The organism is Baekduia soli (assembly GCF_007970665.1).
Lineage (GTDB): Bacteria > Actinomycetota > Thermoleophilia > Solirubrobacterales > Solirubrobacteraceae > Baekduia > Baekduia soli.
Genome location: NZ_CP042430.1, coordinates 288,168 through 306,976, shown reverse-complemented (window position 1 = coordinate 306,976; position 18,809 = coordinate 288,168). Strand labels below are relative to the sequence as shown.

Annotated in this window: 16 protein-coding genes and 2 pseudogenes; 9 read left to right on the top strand and 9 right to left on the bottom strand. The window is 68.5% G+C overall.

What is annotated here, in order from left to right; genetic code table 11:
* Nucleotides 1-665: 665 nt before the first annotated feature.
* Nucleotides 666-1,217 (top strand): annotated as a pseudogene (locus tag FSW04_RS01350) (SDR family NAD(P)-dependent oxidoreductase); the annotation flags it as partial.
* Nucleotides 1,218-1,250: 33 nt separating this feature from the next.
* Here FSW04_RS01350 and FSW04_RS01345 read toward each other — a convergent pair.
* The 3 genes from FSW04_RS01345 to FSW04_RS01335 form a co-directional block, all read right to left on the bottom strand.
* Complete coding sequence (locus FSW04_RS01345) at nt 1,251-2,123, bottom strand: IS3 family transposase (protein ID WP_267128280.1); 873 nt, start codon at nt 2,121-2,123, stop codon at nt 1,251-1,253.
* Nucleotides 2,124-2,134: 11 nt separating this feature from the next.
* Complete coding sequence (locus FSW04_RS01340; RefSeq protein WP_146915460.1) at nt 2,135-2,479, bottom strand: transposase; 345 nt, start codon at nt 2,477-2,479, stop codon at nt 2,135-2,137.
* A 156-nt stretch (nt 2,480-2,635) separates the two neighbouring features.
* The gene (locus tag FSW04_RS01335; protein ID WP_146915457.1) at nt 2,636-2,941 is read right to left on the bottom strand and encodes a helix-turn-helix domain-containing protein; all 306 of its coding nucleotides are present in this window, start codon (nt 2,939-2,941) and stop codon (nt 2,636-2,638) included.
* Between the two features lie 662 nt (nt 2,942-3,603).
* Between FSW04_RS01335 and FSW04_RS01330 the strand changes: the two genes are divergently transcribed.
* From FSW04_RS01330 to FSW04_RS01315, 4 genes are all read left to right on the top strand, one after another.
* Nucleotides 3,604-4,089 carry a hypothetical protein gene (locus tag FSW04_RS01330; RefSeq protein ID WP_146915455.1) on the top strand — a complete coding sequence of 162 codons (486 nt, stop codon included), beginning with the start codon at nt 3,604-3,606 and terminating at the stop codon, nt 4,087-4,089.
* A gap of 598 nt (nt 4,090-4,687) precedes the next feature.
* Nucleotides 4,688-5,068, top strand: coding sequence for a hypothetical protein (locus FSW04_RS01325; RefSeq protein ID WP_146915453.1), 381 nt, complete (start codon nt 4,688-4,690; stop codon nt 5,066-5,068).
* 541 nt (nt 5,069-5,609) lie between these two features.
* Complete coding sequence (locus tag FSW04_RS01320) at nt 5,610-6,134, top strand: hypothetical protein (RefSeq protein WP_146915451.1); 525 nt, start codon at nt 5,610-5,612, stop codon at nt 6,132-6,134.
* 1 nt (nt 6,135) lies between these two features.
* Nucleotides 6,136-6,408, top strand: a complete 273-nt coding sequence (locus FSW04_RS01315; RefSeq protein WP_146915449.1) for a hypothetical protein — start codon at nt 6,136-6,138, stop codon at nt 6,406-6,408.
* Nucleotides 6,409-7,146: 738 nt separating this feature from the next.
* Here FSW04_RS01315 and FSW04_RS01310 read toward each other — a convergent pair.
* Complete coding sequence (locus FSW04_RS01310) at nt 7,147-8,658, bottom strand: metallophosphoesterase family protein (protein ID WP_146915447.1); 1,512 nt, start codon at nt 8,656-8,658, stop codon at nt 7,147-7,149.
* A 581-nt stretch (nt 8,659-9,239) separates the two neighbouring features.
* Between FSW04_RS01310 and FSW04_RS01305 the strand changes: the two genes are divergently transcribed.
* Nucleotides 9,240-9,917: a DUF1345 domain-containing protein gene (locus FSW04_RS01305; protein WP_228430779.1), complete on the top strand. Its 678-nt coding sequence runs from the start codon at nt 9,240-9,242 to the stop codon at nt 9,915-9,917.
* 410 nt (nt 9,918-10,327) lie between these two features.
* Here FSW04_RS01305 and FSW04_RS01300 read toward each other — a convergent pair whose 3' ends face one another.
* Nucleotides 10,328-11,497 (bottom strand): PKD domain-containing protein, encoded by a 1,170-nt coding sequence (locus FSW04_RS01300; RefSeq protein WP_146915445.1) that lies wholly within the window; start codon nt 11,495-11,497, stop codon nt 10,328-10,330.
* Nucleotides 11,498-12,070: 573 nt separating this feature from the next.
* Between FSW04_RS01300 and FSW04_RS01295 the strand changes: the two genes are divergently transcribed.
* Entirely contained in the window at nt 12,071-12,337 is a 267-nt protein-coding gene (locus FSW04_RS01295; RefSeq protein ID WP_146915443.1) for a hypothetical protein, read from the top strand.
* A 390-nt stretch (nt 12,338-12,727) separates the two neighbouring features.
* Here the strand turns inward: FSW04_RS01295 and FSW04_RS28260 are convergent.
* Together FSW04_RS28260 and FSW04_RS01285 are read right to left on the bottom strand one after the other, a co-directional pair.
* Nucleotides 12,728-13,131: pseudogene (locus FSW04_RS28260) on the bottom strand (glycoside hydrolase family 15 protein); the annotation flags it as partial.
* A 330-nt stretch (nt 13,132-13,461) separates the two neighbouring features.
* The gene (locus FSW04_RS01285) at nt 13,462-13,698 is read right to left on the bottom strand and encodes an STAS domain-containing protein (protein ID WP_321167698.1); all 237 of its coding nucleotides are present in this window, start codon (nt 13,696-13,698) and stop codon (nt 13,462-13,464) included.
* A 320-nt stretch (nt 13,699-14,018) separates the two neighbouring features.
* On the opposite strand from FSW04_RS01285, the gene FSW04_RS28255 reads away from it, so the two are divergent.
* Both FSW04_RS28255 and FSW04_RS01275 read left to right on the top strand, forming a co-directional pair.
* Nucleotides 14,019-14,243: an ATP-binding protein gene (locus FSW04_RS28255; protein ID WP_146915439.1), complete on the top strand. Its 225-nt coding sequence runs from the start codon at nt 14,019-14,021 to the stop codon at nt 14,241-14,243.
* 2,811 nt (nt 14,244-17,054) lie between these two features.
* Complete coding sequence (locus FSW04_RS01275) at nt 17,055-17,264, top strand: hypothetical protein (RefSeq protein WP_146915437.1); 210 nt, start codon at nt 17,055-17,057, stop codon at nt 17,262-17,264.
* A gap of 3 nt (nt 17,265-17,267) precedes the next feature.
* On the opposite strand, the gene FSW04_RS01270 is transcribed toward FSW04_RS01275, so the two are convergent.
* The gene (locus tag FSW04_RS01270; protein WP_146915435.1) at nt 17,268-17,507 is read right to left on the bottom strand and encodes a hypothetical protein; all 240 of its coding nucleotides are present in this window, start codon (nt 17,505-17,507) and stop codon (nt 17,268-17,270) included.
* A gap of 248 nt (nt 17,508-17,755) precedes the next feature.
* Complete coding sequence (locus FSW04_RS28250) at nt 17,756-18,016, bottom strand: DUF2188 domain-containing protein (protein ID WP_187369136.1); 261 nt, start codon at nt 18,014-18,016, stop codon at nt 17,756-17,758.
* Nucleotides 18,017-18,809: the final 793 nt, after the last annotated feature.

Genomic DNA, 18,809 nt, shown 5'->3' with positions numbered 1-18,809 from the left:
CTCCCATCTCGTCACCTCCCATCGGCCCGCGGCGGCGACGAGCGCGGCGCGATAGACGCGGTACCGGCGCCCACCCAGGTCGGCATGCTCGTTGGTGGAGGTCTGCTCGCGCGTGACGACGAGCCCGGTCGCCGCTTGTTGGCGCTGGGCCGGGAGGGTCGTCTGCCCAGCCGTACCGGCGAGATCACGCCCACGATCACGAAGGCTTGTTTGCTCATACACACCCCAGCGTCACCCTCACCGCATGTCTTACCGCCGGCCATGTCACCGTCACCGGGCGACGCGAATCACGTCCAGTACGGAGGGCGGCGCCCCAGACGCTGACGTCGGCCTTCTCGTCAGGTCGCTCGAGGCGATAGTCGGCCTGCGACGAGCACTCTCGTCATCGTGATCGACGGGCTGCAATCGAATGGCGGTCGGGATGGGCTTTCCCGTTAGGGCTACATCTCGTCCGAGGCCGTGAGAACAAGAGGCCGAAGAAGGCCGCGATAGGAGGTCACGCACGCAGCGAAAAGAGGGGAGCAGAGGCCGCCCACGCAGCGAAAGAGGGGAGCAGAGGCAACCGGCTGGCTTGACGCACCTCGTGGAAGGGGTGCGGAGCGTGATACCGGCGGCAGGTGCCCAAGCCACCTGCTACCCCAGCGCAAGGGCTGTGGCGTGGGATCATGCCGGCCAAGACATGGTTCATCACCGGGACGTCGCGCGGCTTCGGCCGCGAGTGGGCCGCCGCGGCGCTCCAGCGCGGCGACCGCGTCGCGGCGAGCGCGCGCGACACGGGCGGCCTCGACGACCTCGTCGCCCGCCACGGCGATGCGCTGCTGGCGCTGGCCCTGGACGTCACCGACCGCGACGCCGCGTTCGCGGCGGTCGCCCGCGCCCACGAGCACTTCGGCCGCCTCGACGTCGTCGTCAACAACGCCGGCTACGGCCAGTTGGGCATGGTCGAGGAGCTCAGCGAGCAGGAGGCGCGCGACCAGATCGAGACCAACCTCTTCGGGGCGCTGTGGGTCACGCAGGCCGCGCTGCCGTTCCTGCGCGAGCAGGGAAGCGGCCACATCCTCCAGGTCTCCTCGATCGGCGGCATCTCGGCCCTCCCGGGCATCGGCATGTACCACGCCTCCAAGTGGGCGCTGGAGGGCCTCAGCCAGGCGCTGGCCCAGGAGGTCGCGGGCTTCGGGATCCACGTCACGCTCATCGAGCCCGGCGGGTGGAGTGGACCCCGTTGTTCGGACAGTTCCGGGCTTGCGGGGCTAGCCGTTGATCTTGGGGTTGTTGGATTGGGAGATGTTCTCGAACTGGGCGGGTGAGAGGTAGCCCAGGGTCGAGTGTCGGCGGGTGGTGTTGTAGAAGGCCTCGACGTATTCGAAGACCTCTGAGGACAGCTCGCGGCGCGTGGGCCAGCAGCGGCGGTGCACGAGCTCTTTCTTGAGGGTGGCAAAGAAGCTCTCGGCGACGGCGTTGTCGTAGCAGTCGCCGCGTGAGCCCATCGAAACGGCGATGCCGGCGTCGCGGGCTTTCTGGCCGAAGGCCAGCGAGACGAACTGGCTGCCTTGGTCGGAGTGATGAACCAGTCCGGGTCCGGGCCGGCGGCGGTGAACGCCCATCTGCAGCGCATCGACGACCAGCTCGGCGCGCATGTGGTCGGCCATCGACCAGCCGACGATCCGGCGGCTGAAGGCGTCCTGGACGGCGGCGAGATAGAGCCAGCCCTCCCAGGTTCTGAGGTAGGTGATGTCGGCGACCCACAAGACGTCGGGCGCCGCGGGGCGAAACTGGCGGCGCACGAGGTCGTCGGCGACGCGAACGCCTGGGACGCGGATCGTCGTGCGGCCGCGCTTTCTTGCCACCAGACCGGAGATCTCGGCCTGGCGCATCAGGCGCTGGATGCGCTTGCGCGAGACCGTGATGCCGTGGCCGAGGCGCAGCTCGGCGGCCACCCGCCGCGATCCGTAGACCCGACGGTTGTCGTTGTGGATGTCTTTGATCTTCTCGATCAGCCACGCGTCCGAAAGCGCGCGGTCAGACGGCGCCCGCGTCGACCACGCATAGAAGCCCGACCTCGAGACACCGAGCAGCTCGCAGGCCACAGAGACAGGGGTGCGGGCCTTCTCCGCCGAGATCAACCGGTACATCATCACCGGGTCCCGTTCTCCGTTGCGAAGAAGGCCGCGGCTCGCTTGAGCAAGTCACGCTCCTGGCGCAGGCGCTCGTTCTCGCGGCGCAACCGAGTCAGCTCATCGCGCTGCTCGCTGGTCGGGCCATCGTCGCGCTCGTGGCGATCGATCTGGTCCTGACGCCGCCAGTTTCTCAGCGTCTGCTCCGAGACCCCCAGGCTCTGCGCGAGCTCTCTCGGGGTCCGGCCAGCACGCAGCAACTCGACCGCCTCACGGCGGAAATCATCGGGGTACGCAGGGCGCGTTCTCGGCATCGACAGACACATCCTTTCGCGGCCAAGCCACGAAAGCCCCCAGATGTCCATCAGACCGGGTCCACTCCAAGATGCCGGGGACGCTGGTCTTGGTCGTCTGGCGCTTGGTGATCTTCTCGGGGTCGGGCATCTCGGCCTTTGCGTGTTGGGCCGAGAGGAGCCGTACGGAGGGGCTGGCCATGTCCAGAGTTCGTCGGGTGCAAACGGTCAGGCCGCGCCGCCGGCGTCGATCCAGCGATCCAGCGCCGAGAGCTTGAACAGCAACCGGGTCCCTTCCTTGCGGTGCGGGATCCCGGTCGCGGCTCGTCGGCAGACCAGGTCGTAGATGCGCGGGAGCTTGCAGCCCAGATGGCGGGCGGCCTCGGCCACCCCGACCCAACCCTCCGGTCCGGGCGACAGACGGGCCATGACCTGCTCGCTGACGCGCGCCACCAGCAGCTCAAAGACAGCTGGGGGCAGCGCCAGGACCAGCGACGGATCGGCCTGGATCGTGGGGTCTCGGTGCTCCTGCATCACGCCCAACAGGGCGATGCGAGCGCCCGGATCCCCGGGGCGATGTTTGCCACCCTGTTTGCCACTTGGCACTGGGCGGCAGATCCAGCCCGCGGCCAGCTCGGGCGTTATGCCTGCATATCGACGTAATTCTGGGTGATGGCGAGTCCCGGACTCGAACCGGGGACACCACGATTTTCAGGTGCATCGAGGTGGTTCGGGCCGTCTCGCTCCTGCAGGCAACCAGGTTGATTGTCTGGCGATCCGGCCTCCCGGCGAGAGCTCCGCTTCGGCTCCTCTCGGCGTGGTGCGTTTGCCAGGTGCTTACCGACGTCCGGCCGGCGGTTCAAGCTGAGCTACTGAAGCGTGCACGGGAATGCCGTCCGGTTCGCCCAGGGCATTGTCCGCAGGTCCGGGTGGGCGTGGAGCCGTTGCTTGCGCGGGAGCGGCGCGAGGTTCCGCCAGACAAGCAGGGTGCCTCGCCACGGGGCGCCGAGCGTGGGCCGCGCACCGCGCTCGGTCGACCATCCGGAGCAGGGGAGCGACCGCGTCCTCCATAAGCGCCTTGCCGGCGGCAAAGTCGTCGTCATCGCCGCGCGTCTACCGCGCAACCAAGCATGACGGACTGGCACGCATCTTGCACCGCCTCCCATGGGACGTGTTTGGGCCTACCTTAGGACGCGATGCTCGGTCGGATGCTGGCGGCATTGGGCGCATTCGTCGGCCTGGCGACGGGAGCCGGGACCGGCGCGGCGTGGCTAGCCAAACACACCGATGGGACGACGCTGGGCCTAGTTGGGCTGGGCATCTTCGCGCTGTTCGTCGTCGTGCTGGCGATCCTGGCGCAGCGCAGCGAGGTCGTCGGGGGTATCGCTCCGGTGCTCGTCCTGATCATCGCAGGAGTCCAGACGGCTGGACTGATGGCGGCCACCGGCCTTCCGAACGGAGACCCCGAGGACTACGCGCAGGCCGCCGTGGTCGGGTTGTGCCTTGCCGGCGGTATCGTCCTGGCCGTCTGGTGGGTCGATGTGCGCAGTCACAAGACGTGCCCCGACTGCGCCGAGCGCGTGAAGCTGGAGGCGCGGGTGTGCCGGTACTGTCGACACGCCTTCGGGTCGGGAGCAGAGCGCGATGCGGACGCGGTGCTGCACAGCCCTCTCGGCTGGTAGCGGTCGCCGGACCCTCGCAACAGACCTAAGACGAGACCGTGTCTCGAAGAGGCCCGAAATTTGCGTACTGCGGGACCGTGCTGGGGGTAGTTTGGGCAAGAGGCCACCGCGGCCATGCACATGGTCTTGCTTATCGCTGAGGTTCTGTGGCGTCGGCACATGCGATGTTGCTGTGAGTCTGCTTGTCGCATCGCGCTCCTCGGCGTCTGCGCGGCGCCCGAGTTCGCACGGGGTGAAGCACCACGAGAATTGCAAGAGCCTGAACGCGTTGTATGCGCACGGTCTGGGGCGGGCGGCGGCGCACGATCATGTGTCGTCGGGCACCCCGGTGCTGAACTTCCACGTCAACACGGATGAACACGAGCCTCGACCGCGACAATACGGATCGCGTGCGAGAAGGCTTAGCTGCCATTGCGCGATACCGCGGCCGCGGTCGGTACTCGTGGGGCGCACCGTCGTTCCGATGACGACAGGCCGCGCCTGAATGCGAGACAGCGCGTTCCGGCTAGCAAGAGTCGACCACGGCAAGAACCCCGGTCAGGTCCGGGGTGTTGCGATGTCTTGCTTGGACGGGTGCGCATTCGGGGAGTCCGTCCGCATGGCCACCACACGCACACGCACCTCAAAGCGCGCCGGTGCTAGCAGCCGATTCGGCCGCCCGACGACGGCGCCGAAGCGTTCGATCTCCCGGTCCCCCGGCCGCTCAAGCAAGCGGTCGCACAAGTCGAGCACGAGCGCGGCGCTCAGCGGCCTCGGCGCCCTGCTGGGTTCCTCGGGTGCGAAGGGCCGTCGGACGAAGGGCAAGGGCAAGACCGGCGGTCTTGCGCTCCTGGCCGGCGCGGCCGGCCTGGCCTTCAAGAATCGCGACAAGCTGACCTCTAAGTTCGCCAAGCACGACGACCGTCACGGCCAGGGTGACGCGTACCCGCCGGCCTATGTCGGCGGTGTCAACGAGACGCCGGGGCCGCCCTCGCCCTAGGGGCTCGCGGGACATTCCGGCGCCCCGCTCAGGCGTCGGACGCCGGAACGCAGGACGGGGACTAGGTGGAGGTGCCCGCAGACCTGGTGAGAACCCCAAGAAGACCCTGGTCTAGTACGAAGCGGTGGGGGTTGGGCTGACGGCGCGACAGGAGCCATAACCCACATAGCCCAATGTGCTCCGGGCGATGATGGCGGGAAAGATGGCCAGCAACGACTAGCCGTCAGTGGACGTCGCTTCTCCTGTGTTCCTCTACGCAGGACGAACACCGTTCAGGATGCCCGGTCATGGGGCCTTTGCGAATGGGCACACAAGGTCGTCGGCCTGCGGCGGCCAGCGGGCGATGCTCAGCACGGTGCGGCAGGTCGGCGGTCACTGAGCATCGGACAGCTGATGCTTGACATGGCACACCAGCGGCTACCCCGGATCACAGGTGTATGCCGCGCGCTAGGACCGCCTCTCGGCGCAAGACCGCTCTACACCAGCAGTGTCCAGCCCAGCGACGCGTATCGTCGCTCTCATCCTTGCTGAGGAGCAGCCCGTGTCGAGAACCATGCCCGCCGCACTGTTGGTGTCACTGATCTTCCTGGCCGGCTGCGGCAACGCGACCAAGACGGTGACCCAGACCGGAGCAAACGGTCAGCAGACCACCGCGACCGTGCCCGATGTGCACTTCGCCAAGACCAAGTTCGTGCTGCACACCGGCCTGGCCTTCGGAGCGTTTCATCGCTACATCTACACGCCCTACCGCGCCCACCAGTTCAGCAAGAGCGCGCCGGGCCGCACCAAGGTCATGGTCAAGGCGGGTGCCGCCGGTCTCTTCGCCGTCCACGAGCTCAAGCAGGCCAACAGGGCTGCGCTGTCCGATGACCGCCTGCGGCCGTTGGCTCAGAAGGTGGACGGGCTCGGCGGCCAGCTCGGAGAGCTCGCCACCTCGCTGAAGGGTGGGGTGTTGAACCCGGCGGCGATCGCCGGCGCCGCCAGCTCCGTGGACCGTCTGGGGAGCCAGAGCAGCAGCGCCGGAACCGTCATCAAGGACCTCGCCACACCCGGGCTCGGAGGCTGACGTGAACGTCGTCGGACGGTTCTTCGGCCGGTACCTGCTGCGCCGCGTGCTGCGCGGCCAGCAGCGTGGCCGCGGCTCCTACGGAGCCCGAGGCTACGGTCCGGGCGGGCGGGCAGGTCGCGGCGGGTTCGGACGCATCGGTCCGTTTCCGTCCTACAGCGCGCGCACCCGCCGGGGCAATCGCGTGACCGTCAGCGGGTGCTGCCTTCCGCTCGCCCTGTCGCCGCTGGCCGTGGGCGCCCTCGCCGCCCGCGTGCTCCGGTCCACGCGGTAGCCACAGGGCCGTCACTCCGCATTCACCGCGGTGCAGGTGAGGACTCCGCGGCAGCACGACGGACATAGGCGATCGGCTGCGGGTCCCCCCAGGTGCCGGAGCCGCGCGGCCTCGGACCGAGACTGGGCTGCCAAGGCCGCCGGCGCTAGCTGCCGATGAGGAGATTCCGCCCTCGGATGCGCTCCCGGGTCCGCCACAAACCTGCCGTTTGGGCTTCCGCGCATCGACGGTCACAGAGGCGGCGCACACGCTCGCCAGGCTCAGCACCTGGTCCGGCCGGCACACACGGAGCATCGCAAGCGGCGGTCCGCGGTGAAAACCCGACGGGGGGCTGTCTCCCGGCAAACAACCGCGGATCAGAGCCACGGAACCATGGACACGTTGGCCTCGAACGGGGATGGAGCTGAGAAGCACCATCGCTTATCTCGTTTGAGACCTGAATTGGTTCCCCCGTCTCGGTCTCTGCACGGATGCGGCTAGCTGGCCGTCCTGGAGCCCTCATATCCTGGCCCAGGGCGGCCCATAGCATCGCGCCAGCGGCAGTGCCGTGTGCGTGGCCTACTTGCCCTGGATCTATCATGCCGCTGTCGCGGATCTGTCCGTCTGTGCATGAACCGCAGATCTCCGGTGATCCGTCACTCGGTCCCACCCGTGGCAATCGCAGCCATTAGCGCGGTGGCGATGCCAGACCCACCGCCGTGCATCTGGGCACCGGGTTTCGCGCAAGCGTGACCCGTCTCAGTGGCAGCTGCCGGTGCCGGAGTCGGTGAGCTGGCCGCTGACGCTGGGGCTGGTGTTGTTGGGGGCGTTGAGCCAGGCCCAGCGGTAGCCATCGGAGGCCAGGTTCAGTTTGAGCAGTCCGTAGTTGGCGTTGTAGACGACTTCTTGGCCGGGTCGTCCCGTGTTGGCAGCGGTGATGTTGGCGCCGCCGAGGCCGTTGATGATCTCGCGGGTGCCGCCGGCTTGTGGGAGGCCGTCGGCGCCGAGCTCGGCCCAGCGCTCGTAGGCATGGACGTGGCCGTTGAGCACGAGATCGGCTCCGGCGTCATGCAGGGCGGCGAAGTAGACCTGCATCGTGGGGTCGTCGCCGTGCAGGGGGTCGTTGCTGTAGGCCGGCTGGTGCCACATGGCGGCCAGGCACCGGTTGGGATGGGCGGCGAGATCGTCCTTGAGCCAGGCCATCTGCGTCGAGGTCCTGGCCGCCGCCGGCGAGGAATCGATCTCGGAGTCCAAGGCCACGATGTGCCAGGCGCCGAGATCGAAGCTGTAGTAGCCGCGCCCCGGGGGACCGGCGCGGTCGGCGAAGTAGTTGAAGTAGGCGCCGGCCGGCGTCGGGCAGCCCGGCACGGTCTGACCGCAGCGGTAGTCGTGGTTACCGGGAACCGGGAAGGTGATGTTGCGAAAGGAGCCCCACGTCGGCTCGTAGCAGTCGCGAAACTCCGCGGGGAGGCCTGACTCATAGACATGGTCGCCCAAGGAGAGGATGCCGTCGATGCCGCCGTCAGCGATCTGCGCCCGGATCATCTGTCCGGTGGCCACCGCGCCCCTGCCGGGATGCTGGCCCTGGGACGGGTCCCCGGGCACATTGTTGACGCACTCGGCGATGTCACCGGCCACCAGCACGGTCGCCGTCGTCGCCATCGGGGGAGCCGCCGGACCGGGTGCGGGGAGCGCAGGAGGTACAGGCGCCAGCGATGGCCCGGTCTCAGAGGCCGATACATCCTTGAAAGGCTCCTGGGACTGTGCGGCCACGGGCGCCGCGGACTGCGCACCGAGCACTCCGCCGATCACAGGACCTGCGCTCGGAGCGAGGTGGTGGCCCGGCAGTTTCCAGGCGAAGGCGACAGGCAGCGAAACGGTGATGGCATAGCGCCCGAGACGAGCCGTCGGGGCCAACGCGGCGTCCGGAACGCAGGAGCGCGCATACGCGGCCACAACGCCGTCGCCGGCCACCCGTCCCTCGCGCACCGCGATCAGCCTCAACCGCCCGTCGACCAACGGATACTGGCGGAACTCGTAGGCCTTCCTGCCACGGGCATCGCTGTAACGAAACGCCGCCCAGACCCGATCTCCCGCGCGCACGTATCGCACCGGCTGCAGCAGATAGGTCCCGCCGGCCGCCCGTTGATAGGCCACGACCGGGCACACCGAAGACCCACGTGCCGCTGCCGGCGCGATGGTCGGGCTCACCGCTCCTGAGGCCGTGAGCGCCACCGCCACAGCGATTCCTGACCGGCAGGGAAAGGTCATCCCTCAACACGCTAGCGGTACATCACCCCAACTTTTAGGGGGTGGGCTGCATCGGCGGTCGTTGCGCAGACTATGAAGATGATCGTCCGGGGCCGGATGCGTCGAGTGTCGACGGGAGTGGGCTTTGGCGAAGCGCTGTCGCTGCTGGCCACCTCTGACGTCTCTTGGCGGTAGCCGTGACCTTCCGCGCGGCGTCGAGGAGGCATGGTTCTCGTCGACAAGGGGCGGATGAACGCCACGGTGCCGAGACGTCTGCCGCTCGCAAGTCATACGAGGTCACGCCCCGTCCGAGTAGGGCGATGCTCAGCCGGTGTGGCAGCTCGCTGTCTAGGCCGGAAGACTTGGTCGCGTTGTTTCGGCCGGTGTTGGCGACCGGTCCATTGATGGGCGAGCCGACCTCGCGACGTTCGGCGGACCCCGGACGCCTGGGAACGGCGGCTTGGTTGGATCACCCTGCCGTCGTGTAGGCAGGTGACGCCGCGCGAGCAGCGGTGAGGCACGGTGCCATCCGCCGGCCACGCGACGCGCCGCCGCCGTCCCTTGTGGGGGTGCGCAGCACAGGATCGTGGTATCCACATCACATGAGCAAGGCTCCGATCGGGCAGACGGCGCGGATGCCAGAGCGTGCCCGGGGTGTGTCGGCCAGCGTCCGGATCATTGTCTGCGCTGTCATTGGCGTCTTCGCCGGTTTCGTAGTCGCGGCATTCGGCATCTGGTGGCTGGTGCCGCTGGCCGTCTGGGACATCGCGGCGGTCGTGTTCCTTGCCTGGATCTGGTGGTCGGTGTGGGCGGTCGACGCCGCCGGGACCGCGCGGCACGCCCTGCGCGATGACCCTCGCCGCGGGGCCTCAGATGGCCTGCTGCTCGCCGGCAGCCTGGCCAGCCTGCTGGCCGTGGGCATCATCCTCGTGCGCGCCAGCCACAGCAGCGGCGCGACCAAGGACCTGTTGATCGGCGCGAGCATCATCAGCATCCTGCTGGCCTGGAGCGTGGTGCACACGGTCTTCTGCTTGCGCTACGCCCGCCTCTACTACGAAGGCGTTCCGGGCGGCATCGGCTTCAATGAGAACGATCCGCCCAGCTATGCCGACTTCGGCTACGTGTCTCTGACCATCGGCATGACCTTCCAGGTTTCAGACACCGACCTGCAGGCCAAGGCGATCCGTCACACCGCCACGCGCCATGCGCTGTTGTCGTACATGTTCGGCACGCTCATCATCGCCACCACGATCAACCTCGTAGCGTCGCTGGCCAAGTAGGCCTGCCCCAAGCCCGCGGGCGGGGCGACACGGAACGCGATCTCGACGGTCACCGAGTGGTTCTGATGTCACGCACAGCCCAGGCATGGTCGACTCCGGTGATCCGCGATCTGGTCCGGTGACCTGCTCTGGGCACGGTGGCCCCAAGACGCACGGCCGGACGTCGGGGATCCCGGTTCGCCGCCGCGGCGCTGATGCGCCGGAGGACTCATCGTTGCGCCTTGGACCAGAGGATGTCTTGAGGTCAGGCAGCGGCCCGGCAGGATGAGATACCGATGGCCCGCAGCAGGGCAGGCACGCCCAGCCATTGGGCGATGTGCCAGGGTTCATCTCGTCATGTCGAGGGCCGTGGCGAGATCGAGCGGAGACACGATGTGCTTGCCGAGCCGGCCCGCCCGATGCGCCGAGCATCAGGCCGCCGGGCAGGCCGACGGACGCGGTGACCCGTCGCGTAGGCACAGGTCGCGGCGAGCCGGCGCGCGCCCCTTTCGTAGGCGGAACTCCGTGTACTTGCCGACCGTGCCCGCGCGCGTGACCGACACGCGCAGCACGGTCCCGGCGCGCAGCGTGCGCTCCAGGCGAGCAAGGCGTACGGTGCGGGTGCGGGACCCGGCGCGCTGCACCGAGCGGGTGACTGGGCATCCGCGGCCCGAGCAGCGCACGGTGACCGTCGAACGCGCGGGCGCCCTGACGCTGAGCACCGAGAGGCGCACGGCGGAGCCGATGACCTGTCCGCGGATGCGCACGATCGGGAACGGGGCCAGCAGCGGGGTGCGGGTCGTCCTCGTGGATGTCGTCGGCGTGTTGGTGGCCGCGGGCGTCGGAGCGCCGGAGGCGGCGCCGGCCGGCGCGTCGATGACCGGGACCGTCTGAAACGCCACCGCGGAGGCGCCGCGGTCGTCGGTCACCTTGAGGCTCACGGCCCGGCTTCCGGCAGTGGCGTACGCGATTTGCACCGTCGCGCCCGCCGCATCGTCGAACTGGCCGTCGCCGTCGAGGTCCCAGAGCTGGTGGACCAGGGATCCGTCGGCGTCGCTGGACCCCGAGGTAGATGAGACGAGCGCCCCCACGGTCGGGGCGAACGGCGAAAACGTGAATGCCGCGACCGGCGTGCGGTTCGATGCCGACGGCGACGGACCGGACGCCGGGGTCGGGGTCGGCGTCGGGAGAGGCGCCGGGGTCGGCGTCGGCGTCGGGTCGGGTGGAGGTGCGCTCGTGCCGACCTGGAGGGTGCGTTGAAGAGTGGCGGTCTCCCCTTGGGAGTCGGTGACGCGCAGCGTGATCGTGTACATGCCGGCCGTGTGGTAGGTCCGCTGCACCACCGGTGCGCCGAGCGGATCGCTGATGACGCCATCTCCGTTGATGTCCCATCCGCGCGCCACGATCGTGCCCCCGTCGGGATCGGTCGACGTGTCGGTGAACGTCACCGTCTGATCGACTACCGCGGGGTCGGGGCTCATCGTGAAACTCGCCGCGGGCGGGGTCGCCGAGGCGACGCCGCCGGTGAGGCCCAGCACACAGGCGGCGAGGGCCACCAGCAGCAGGACGAAACGCGGCGCAGCCCAGCGATATGCAGTCATGGCGCCAGTGTGGTTCCGGGACGGGGCAACCAGCGGGGAATCGTCCGCGCAGGGACCCACATCGGGTGGTGGCGCGGAACGCCCCGGCGCACCGGCCGTCGCAGGGAGAGCTCGGCCGCCTGCGCATGATCTTCGCCGCGACCCCCTGAACTTGACCTCTTACCGAGACGTCAGCGCCGGGACGTCGGAGCCCTGACGTCGCGGCCGAGGACCACACGTCTGACGCTCTTAGGGCACTGCGTTCGAAGTACAATTTGGCACGGCGACGTTCTCGGAGCCTCCAAGGACTCCGTCGGATCAGACCGGCACGCGGCCTCACTGTTATTGCAGGCAAGTGGGGAAGCAACGGACACATCACCTCTGGACGTGATCGGAGTTACCGTTGCCTGCGACCTGCGCTGTCTGTCCCACCTGCTTGAAGATCCATGCAGGCGACCCGCGCCCTGACCGCTGTTCGCACTGTCGCCGACGGCTGGCCGAAATGACGACCACCGATGCACTCGCGTTGGTCATGCAACGCCAACGGCATCTGCGGGTGCGCCGTCACATCAATCCCGGCCCGCCCGCGCCAGCATGACCGAGCGCATCGACGAGATACGAAGCCAGCTGACCGTCGAGGGGCATCGACGCTCCATCACTCGACGACACGGCGACCCCGTCGCGGCGCCGGCCCTAGCTCGGATCGTGGTCTTAGTGCGTGAGGCGCTGAACCTCGGCCTGACCACGGCAGAAATCGCCATGCGCCTTCAGGTCGGCAGCACCACCCTCGAGGCGCTGACGGCGACCGGCCCCGACCAACACGGCGCCGCGTCCGACGACGACCACCGCCCCACCGCCTGAGGGGATCCTGAACGACCGTCGGCCCCGATAAGGGGGCCGACGGTGAAACCAGATCCTGCCGAGAGTCCGCGACAGGTATGAGGCCGCGGGCGACAGGGGACGGGAGGAGGGCATTGGAGACGGCCGTTGCCCTTCTTGGTGTCCATGGGCGTCATCGCCGCCGCGACGCCTCGCCATGCGACCCCGCCGGCCGGTGGTCCTGCGCCGGACAGTCGGACCGGCTGGCAGCGTCCATCACCGAGACGCAACGGGAACCACCACGGTGCACCCGGGCCAAGGGGTGGAGGCCCCGTCCGGTGCGAGCGGATGGCCGGTGGCGGCCGGGATGGAGAGAGGCCGACCGCCACCGCCGCAGCGCCACGCCGTCGGCGCCCTCGGCATCCTTGCTCAGCGGGTGGCGCTGACGTGGTCGCCCTGCTGGGCGAACGCGAGCGACAACAGGAAGCCGCAGAGCAGGAACGCACCTTCAGACGTTCCCAGGGGCCGTTCGTCAGGGCGATAGCGGTAGCAGTAGCCGTCTTGGGTGAGCTCTGTCGCGACGGCCTGGAGCGTGCGAGTGAGCGGGGGTCGGAGGCCGGGATCGCGCCGCGGATGGCAGGCAGCAACAGGGCGGCGTCCACGCGCACGTCGCCTGGCGAGCGCTGCCAACGCCCGGAGGGATGGACCGCGTGTGCTGCGGTGTCAGAGACGATCGTGTCCGCGAGCGAGACCCAGCGGGCGGCCTGCTCGGCGCCTGGCCCGCATCGAGCGATCTGGCGTAGCCCGGCGGCGCAGATGAGGCGGCTGTGCGTCCAGGTCTCAGGACACTCCCGCGGATGGTCTAGCCGAGAGGGCCGGCGGCGAGCTGGCCGCCGAGCTGCTGTGCGATCTGCAGGTGCTGGGTAAGCATCGGGATTTCGTCCTTCGCGTCGTTGCGGTTGTCCCTGTTGCGGCCCATGTCGACCTCGTCCTTGGCCTCGGAGATGTCCTGCTGGTGAACCTCACGGTCGGTGTGTTGGGGGCCGAACGTGGCAGCCTTGGACCCGGACTCACGCTGACAGTCATGGACCTCGGCGCCGCCGACGGCGATGCGCTGCTTCGAGGCCGTCAGTGCTGTGCCCGTCGGCGTGGGCGCCCGGGAGCCTTTACTCGGACAGCAGGTACTCCGAGATGGCCGTCAGCTCAAAGAGCCGGGCGACCTGTGGCGATACCTCGCGTGCCACTCTCAGGGACCAGCCGTCCTGCTCGGCGTGCTGCTTGGACCGGATCAGCAGGTTCAGGCCCGTGGAGTCCATGAAGGTGACCTCTCGCACGTTGACCATTACGGTCCGACCCTTTCCGGCCAGCGCGTCGAGCATGTCGCGCAGAACTGGCGTCGACACCACATCCAGCTCTCCCCGGACCCACAGCACAATCGTGCCGTCGCTCCAACGCTCCTGGTCCAGCTCAAACGGGGCGGGATTCGAAAATCGGGCGATCGCTCGCTACCTGGTCTTCCTCTTACCTCGCGACGGTCAACGCGCCTTAAGAAGTGGCGCGTATGCTACCGCCGCCGTCTGTACGCTGACAATCCGTTCGCAACTGCTTCGCGGCGCTCTCCTCGCCGGGCACCACCAGCACATGGAACCGCCTACCGCCGAAGTCTGGCGTTTCTCCGCTGTCCCTGAGGCGGTCCGTCGCGCGCGCCACCAAGTCGTGGCGTATGCCAACGAGCACGGGGCCGCGGACCGAAGGCCTAGCGGTGGCGGTGTCAGAGGCGCTGACCAACGTCGTGATGCACGCCTACACCGACTGCTCCGCACCCGGGGACATCGAGCTGCACGCCTACCGCGTGCCCGATGACGGTCTTAACATCACCGTTTGCGACGACGGACGCGGCGTGCGGCCCCGCGCAGACAGTCCCGGGCTGGGCCTGGCCTGCCGCTAATCGCCTCGCTCTGCGAACACTTCGACGTGCAAAACCGGCCTGAGGGCGGCACGCGCGTGCGGATGAACTTCGCAGCTGGCGCTGAGTAACCAGGCCTGTCACGCGGGCGCCGGTGCTCGCTCGTCGGGTTGGCCCTTGGCACATACGGCTGAGGCCCACGTATTGTGGCGGCGACGTCGTGGCTGCGCGCGCTGGTCCCATCCTGGCTCCGGGCGACCGACTGAGCGGGGCGTAGGCGCGTCGGCGAGTGTCGGATGTGGCATCTAACGAGGCAGCGCTTCTGCCGCTGCCAAGCATCAGGCGCGCCACATGCGCGACTCGGCGCAGGGACTTCCGTGGTGACGTATAGAGAGCAGTGCATGACTCGCCGTCGGGTAGCCCCTCGCCGAGTTGCCCCGGCGTGCACCGTGGTTCTCGGAGTACTGGTGAGGCGCGTTGCTACGCGCTTGGCGCCTTGTCTGGCCCGACGGCGCGGCGAACGATGCACGTAGGACGCGCGAAGGAGATCCGCTCATGACCTTCGAGATGACCCAGCCCGGGTCGAGTCGCCGGCGGGGCGCCCGTCCAACGCGACCGCGCGTCCAGGCGGCGAGCCGGGCCGCCGCGCACCATCGCCGAACACGTCGGGCTGCGACAGGGCTGCGGTTAATGACGGGTATCGACGTCGATGCGCATCACCCCGCCGTGCTCGATCAGTCGCGCCAGCGGCCGTCAAGGGCTCCAAGGCCGCGTCTCGGTAGGTGCTGGGCCGCACAATCTAGGTGACGAAGAGGTTGTCGATCAGACGCCTCTGCCGGTCGCGCCTTCTGAAGGAAGCCGCGTCCGTCGAACTCGGCTTGTGGGTCACATGCACCGGCTACTCCGGGAATCATGGAAGGCGGAATCGCGATCATCGCGTTGGTCCTGATCATCGCCGTCGGTCTCGGATTGGCCTCCGTGTTCGGTGGTCTAGGCGGCGGGCTCGAGGCGTACTGTGCAAGCGCGTCAGAGTTGGTCGGCCGCGGCCGACGCACTAGCGGGAAGCGTCGGTTTGGGATCGCCTCGTCGCTGGGATGTCTGGCGACGGAGTCGCCGCGCCTCCGCACGTCCGCGAACCCTGGCTGAGGGAGCGTTCCGGGCACTGGCCCGCCCGGGCTGAGGCAGCGTTCCGGGCTCTGGCCCAGCCGGAACGCCACTCCCACCAAGGCGCGGTTCACAACTGCCTGAGTTCGATCGCTGCGTCGCTCGGGAATAACGTGTCCATGTCCATTCTTCAAGACAGGGGCGCATCGGTCGCGGCGGTGGACTCGCATTCGAAGCACAGGCTGGCCCGCTTCACCAAGGCACGCGAACGACTCGAGCCGTTACGTGCGGCTGGGCCCAAGGACCGCCATGCCCGCCTCGTGCAGCTCGTCGAGGCCTTCCACCGCCGTTGACTTCACCGCGTAGTCGGCCGGAGCAACCACGGGGCGACCTCCAAGCCGCGGCGAGGTTCTGGTAGTCGCGCACCTCGGCCGGCAAAGCCCGTGCAACGGGCGTCGCACCGGCTTGGCGACAACGTCCAAGGAATGGTGCTCGCGGCCACGTGGATCAGGATCTTCCCGTGGCTTGCCGTGCGGCCGTCCCGGCCCATATCCCCTGCCGGGGCGGGAACGCACCAAGGCCACGGTGACCGCGTCGCCAAACCTCATGGCGGCACGATGCAGCTCTTCAGGCTGTCCCGGCCATGCACCAGACCCTAGGCAGGCGGTCCGAGAGACTGAACCGCATGGGGTGCAGATCATCCCTGCCGTCTGCAAGCCGACCTCGTGCTCGGGGTCCGCATCCCAGACACACGACAGGCATAGAAATGAGGACTGCGGTCGGGGTGACACGCACGCCCGAGGCTACGTCCGACGAAGCCCAAGCCATGACGGCGGCCAGGGATGCAGGGACCCGGCCGCCGCCACGCCCGGTGAACTCGAGGGCTGACCCGGGCGCAGTCGGTGTTCTTCCCGTACCCCTGACGACCCATGCGGTGTGGTGGCCGCGGCGTCGCCAGCCTACGGACCACCAGAGCAGTCGTTGTGGCGCGAACCTAACAGGCCTCGCGGACCGACCTGTGCCGCGACTCAGGACGGCCACGCGAGCCACAGAAGCGACGACCCGTCCCTCCGCAGGTTGCAGGACGCTGAATGTGACAGCGAACTCATACCTGAAGTCGCTGACCGGCGCCGGAGTATGTTGGCGGCGAACCCGGGACAGGGTTTCAGCTAGCGGCCGGCGGTCTTCGGCGTACCCGATGTGCGCTGCGGGCCGCCGGCCGCGCTTTATCCAGACCGATGGCCACGTCTCTCGGTACCCGTCATCGGCGGCTAGGGCTATCGAGCTTACGCGTTGTTCTCGGCCCGGACCGCGATAAGGGGGTTGGCCTCCCTCACGACGGCGTCGCGGTGGTCTCTCCCGCGTGCCGGGGGCACAGGTGGCCGGCCAGGCCCTGACTGCGAAACCGGACGGAGATCACCCAGCCATCCGGCAACGACCCGCCCAGATAGGCAACGAATCGATCACTCGTGCGATCGCACAACGGGTGGTCGCAGACCAGGAACCCCGCGCGGCCGTCCTGGGACACCAACATGCCGCGAACATACCGAGCAGCGCTGACTGCTGAGGATGTCCTCAGCAACTCCGACGACGCGTCCGTCCAGTACGTCAGTTTTCGGACTCTGGCGCAGCAACGCTCATATCGCCCGACCGAACACGACGTGTGGGAGGGACATCCCGGTCAGTACGAGTGCGCTCTGCTCTCTGGGGGAGCAGAGCGCACTCACCTTCCTCGACCCAGACGACGCCATGACCCTCACACGATGCGAATTCCCAGCGTGCGACAAGCTCAGCACCGAGACGCGCTCGGTCCAAGTCGGCACCGCGCACGCGCCGATCTACCTGTGCGACCGCCACACGGCCATCGCTGACGCCGACCTGCGTACGCCGAAGACGCGCGAATTCTGGTCCTGGTACACCGGCGACCCGACCAATCCACGCCGGCCCTGGCAGCCCTAGCTGCTACTCGCCGCTGCGCTGCGCCGCCCGGCGAGCCTCGGCCGCCGCCTCGCGATCGGCGCCAGACGCCATGCGATCCGCCAGCGAGGCCTCGCGATCGGCCCGTGCCTGCTTCCGAGCATCCAACTCGCGCTCGCTCATCGTCGTCTCGTCCATCAGGCCGTCACGAACCGCTGCCTCGGCATCCCGCTTGGCCGCAGCAACATCCCGCGCGTGAGCTCGCCCATCTCGATCGCCGGTCATCGCGCAAACCCTAACGACGGTCCCAGCCAAGTCGTCGGGCCGCGAGCACAGACGGATGCTTCGCACCACCCCGACAATCTGTCCGGATCCAGACACTCCGAGAATCAGAGCCCGGTTCCCCCGGATACGTCGGGCGCAGACGACAACGGGACGGTTCTGAGACGACGCCGTTCTACCACCTCGTCTGAGGCCCGCAGGGTTCCCCCTCTCGGCCTCGCATGGATGCCGCTGCCGGCTGCCCGAAGCCCTCATATCCTGGCCCGGGCGGCCGGCAGCACCCTCTTCAGCGGACGGTGTCTGGCGCGTCGCTCTCGTGCGCGGATCCATCGTGTCGCAGTCGCGGATCCGTCCGTCGGCCGGTGGATGGACGACTTCCAGATCGCCATTCTGGTGGCGCGGGACCTCGCCGCCTGCTCAGCTTCGGCCTGCGTTGAATGCGTGAAAACCGGCTGGTCCTGGACCTCATGCTGGACGGCCCAGCCGCCCTCGCTCTGCCTCGTCGCGTCCACCCGCTCAAGGTCCCGCAGTAGCCGCACCACCTCTCGAGGTCCGAGCGCTTCTCTCTCGACACCGTCGATCGCTGCTGGGCCATCACGTACCCCTCAACGAGTCACGCTGCGCCTCGACGATGCGCTTGCGAGTCCAACGAGCATCCGGAGCGCCCTTCCCGCGCGACCGCCCTCAGGCGCAAGGCGAGTCTCTCAGGACGGTCGCCGGATCGTCGTGGCCGTTACACGCAAGCGCCACCGATGAACGGCCAGCATGGACCTCTCCATGGCTTCTCTCGGCCCCAGGCGGCATTGTCACATCACCATGTCGTGATCTGAAGCTGGCGCGACGCGGAGGACGACGCGTCGCCGTCGATCTGGCTCAGGGCGACTCAGGTGAAGCCCAATCAGGCGGACGGAACCGGAGACCGACCGGAGACCGCCTGATGCTCGATCGGATCGGAGAGCTTGCGGGCCGGCCATTGGGCTGAACCGTCGGCACGCCGGTCGTCCGGGCGCCCGTGTACGCGCAGTGCGTAGACCCGGGCTGTGGACGGGCTGGATGCGGCGATCATGGTGTTGGGCACGGTGGGTCTGCTCGCCCTGATCTTCGCCGCCTCGCGCGGCTATCGCCTGCCGCAGGCGCTGTCCAGGACCAGCACGTGGTGACGGGTCATGGCGTGGACCGCCGCCATCGGCACCGCGTTGGCGGTCGTCGCGAGCCTCGTGGACGGCTCGCTCGGTGGAGCGTTCGCGATCCTGACCGGGTTCCTGCTGCTGACCGAGTTCGCCCATGTGAGCCCGCCGCGGTGCT

Bases quoted from the DNA above. Each gene is read 5' to 3' on its own strand.
- FSW04_RS01340 (WP_146915460.1), bottom strand. From the start codon at position 2,479: ATGGACATCTGGGGGCTTTCGTGGCTTGGCCGCGAAAGGATGTGTCTG.
- FSW04_RS01335 (WP_146915457.1), bottom strand. From the start codon at position 2,941: ATGCAGGAGCACCGAGACCCCACGATCCAGGCCGATCCGTCGCTGGTC.
- FSW04_RS01330 (WP_146915455.1), top strand. From the start codon at position 3,604: ATGCTCGGTCGGATGCTGGCGGCATTGGGCGCATTCGTCGGCCTGGCG.
- FSW04_RS01325 (WP_146915453.1), top strand. From the start codon at position 4,688: ATGGCCACCACACGCACACGCACCTCAAAGCGCGCCGGTGCTAGCAGC.
- FSW04_RS01310 (WP_146915447.1), bottom strand. From the start codon at position 8,658: ATGACCTTTCCCTGCCGGTCAGGAATCGCTGTGGCGGTGGCGCTCACG.
- FSW04_RS01305 (WP_228430779.1), top strand. From the start codon at position 9,240: ATGAGCAAGGCTCCGATCGGGCAGACGGCGCGGATGCCAGAGCGTGCC.
- FSW04_RS01300 (WP_146915445.1), bottom strand. From the start codon at position 11,497: ATGACTGCATATCGCTGGGCTGCGCCGCGTTTCGTCCTGCTGCTGGTG.
- FSW04_RS01295 (WP_146915443.1), top strand. From the start codon at position 12,071: ATGACCGAGCGCATCGACGAGATACGAAGCCAGCTGACCGTCGAGGGG.
- FSW04_RS28255 (WP_146915439.1), top strand. From the start codon at position 14,019: ATGCCAACGAGCACGGGGCCGCGGACCGAAGGCCTAGCGGTGGCGGTG.
- FSW04_RS01275 (WP_146915437.1), top strand. From the start codon at position 17,055: ATGACCCTCACACGATGCGAATTCCCAGCGTGCGACAAGCTCAGCACC.
- FSW04_RS01270 (WP_146915435.1), bottom strand. From the start codon at position 17,507: ATGACCGGCGATCGAGATGGGCGAGCTCACGCGCGGGATGTTGCTGCG.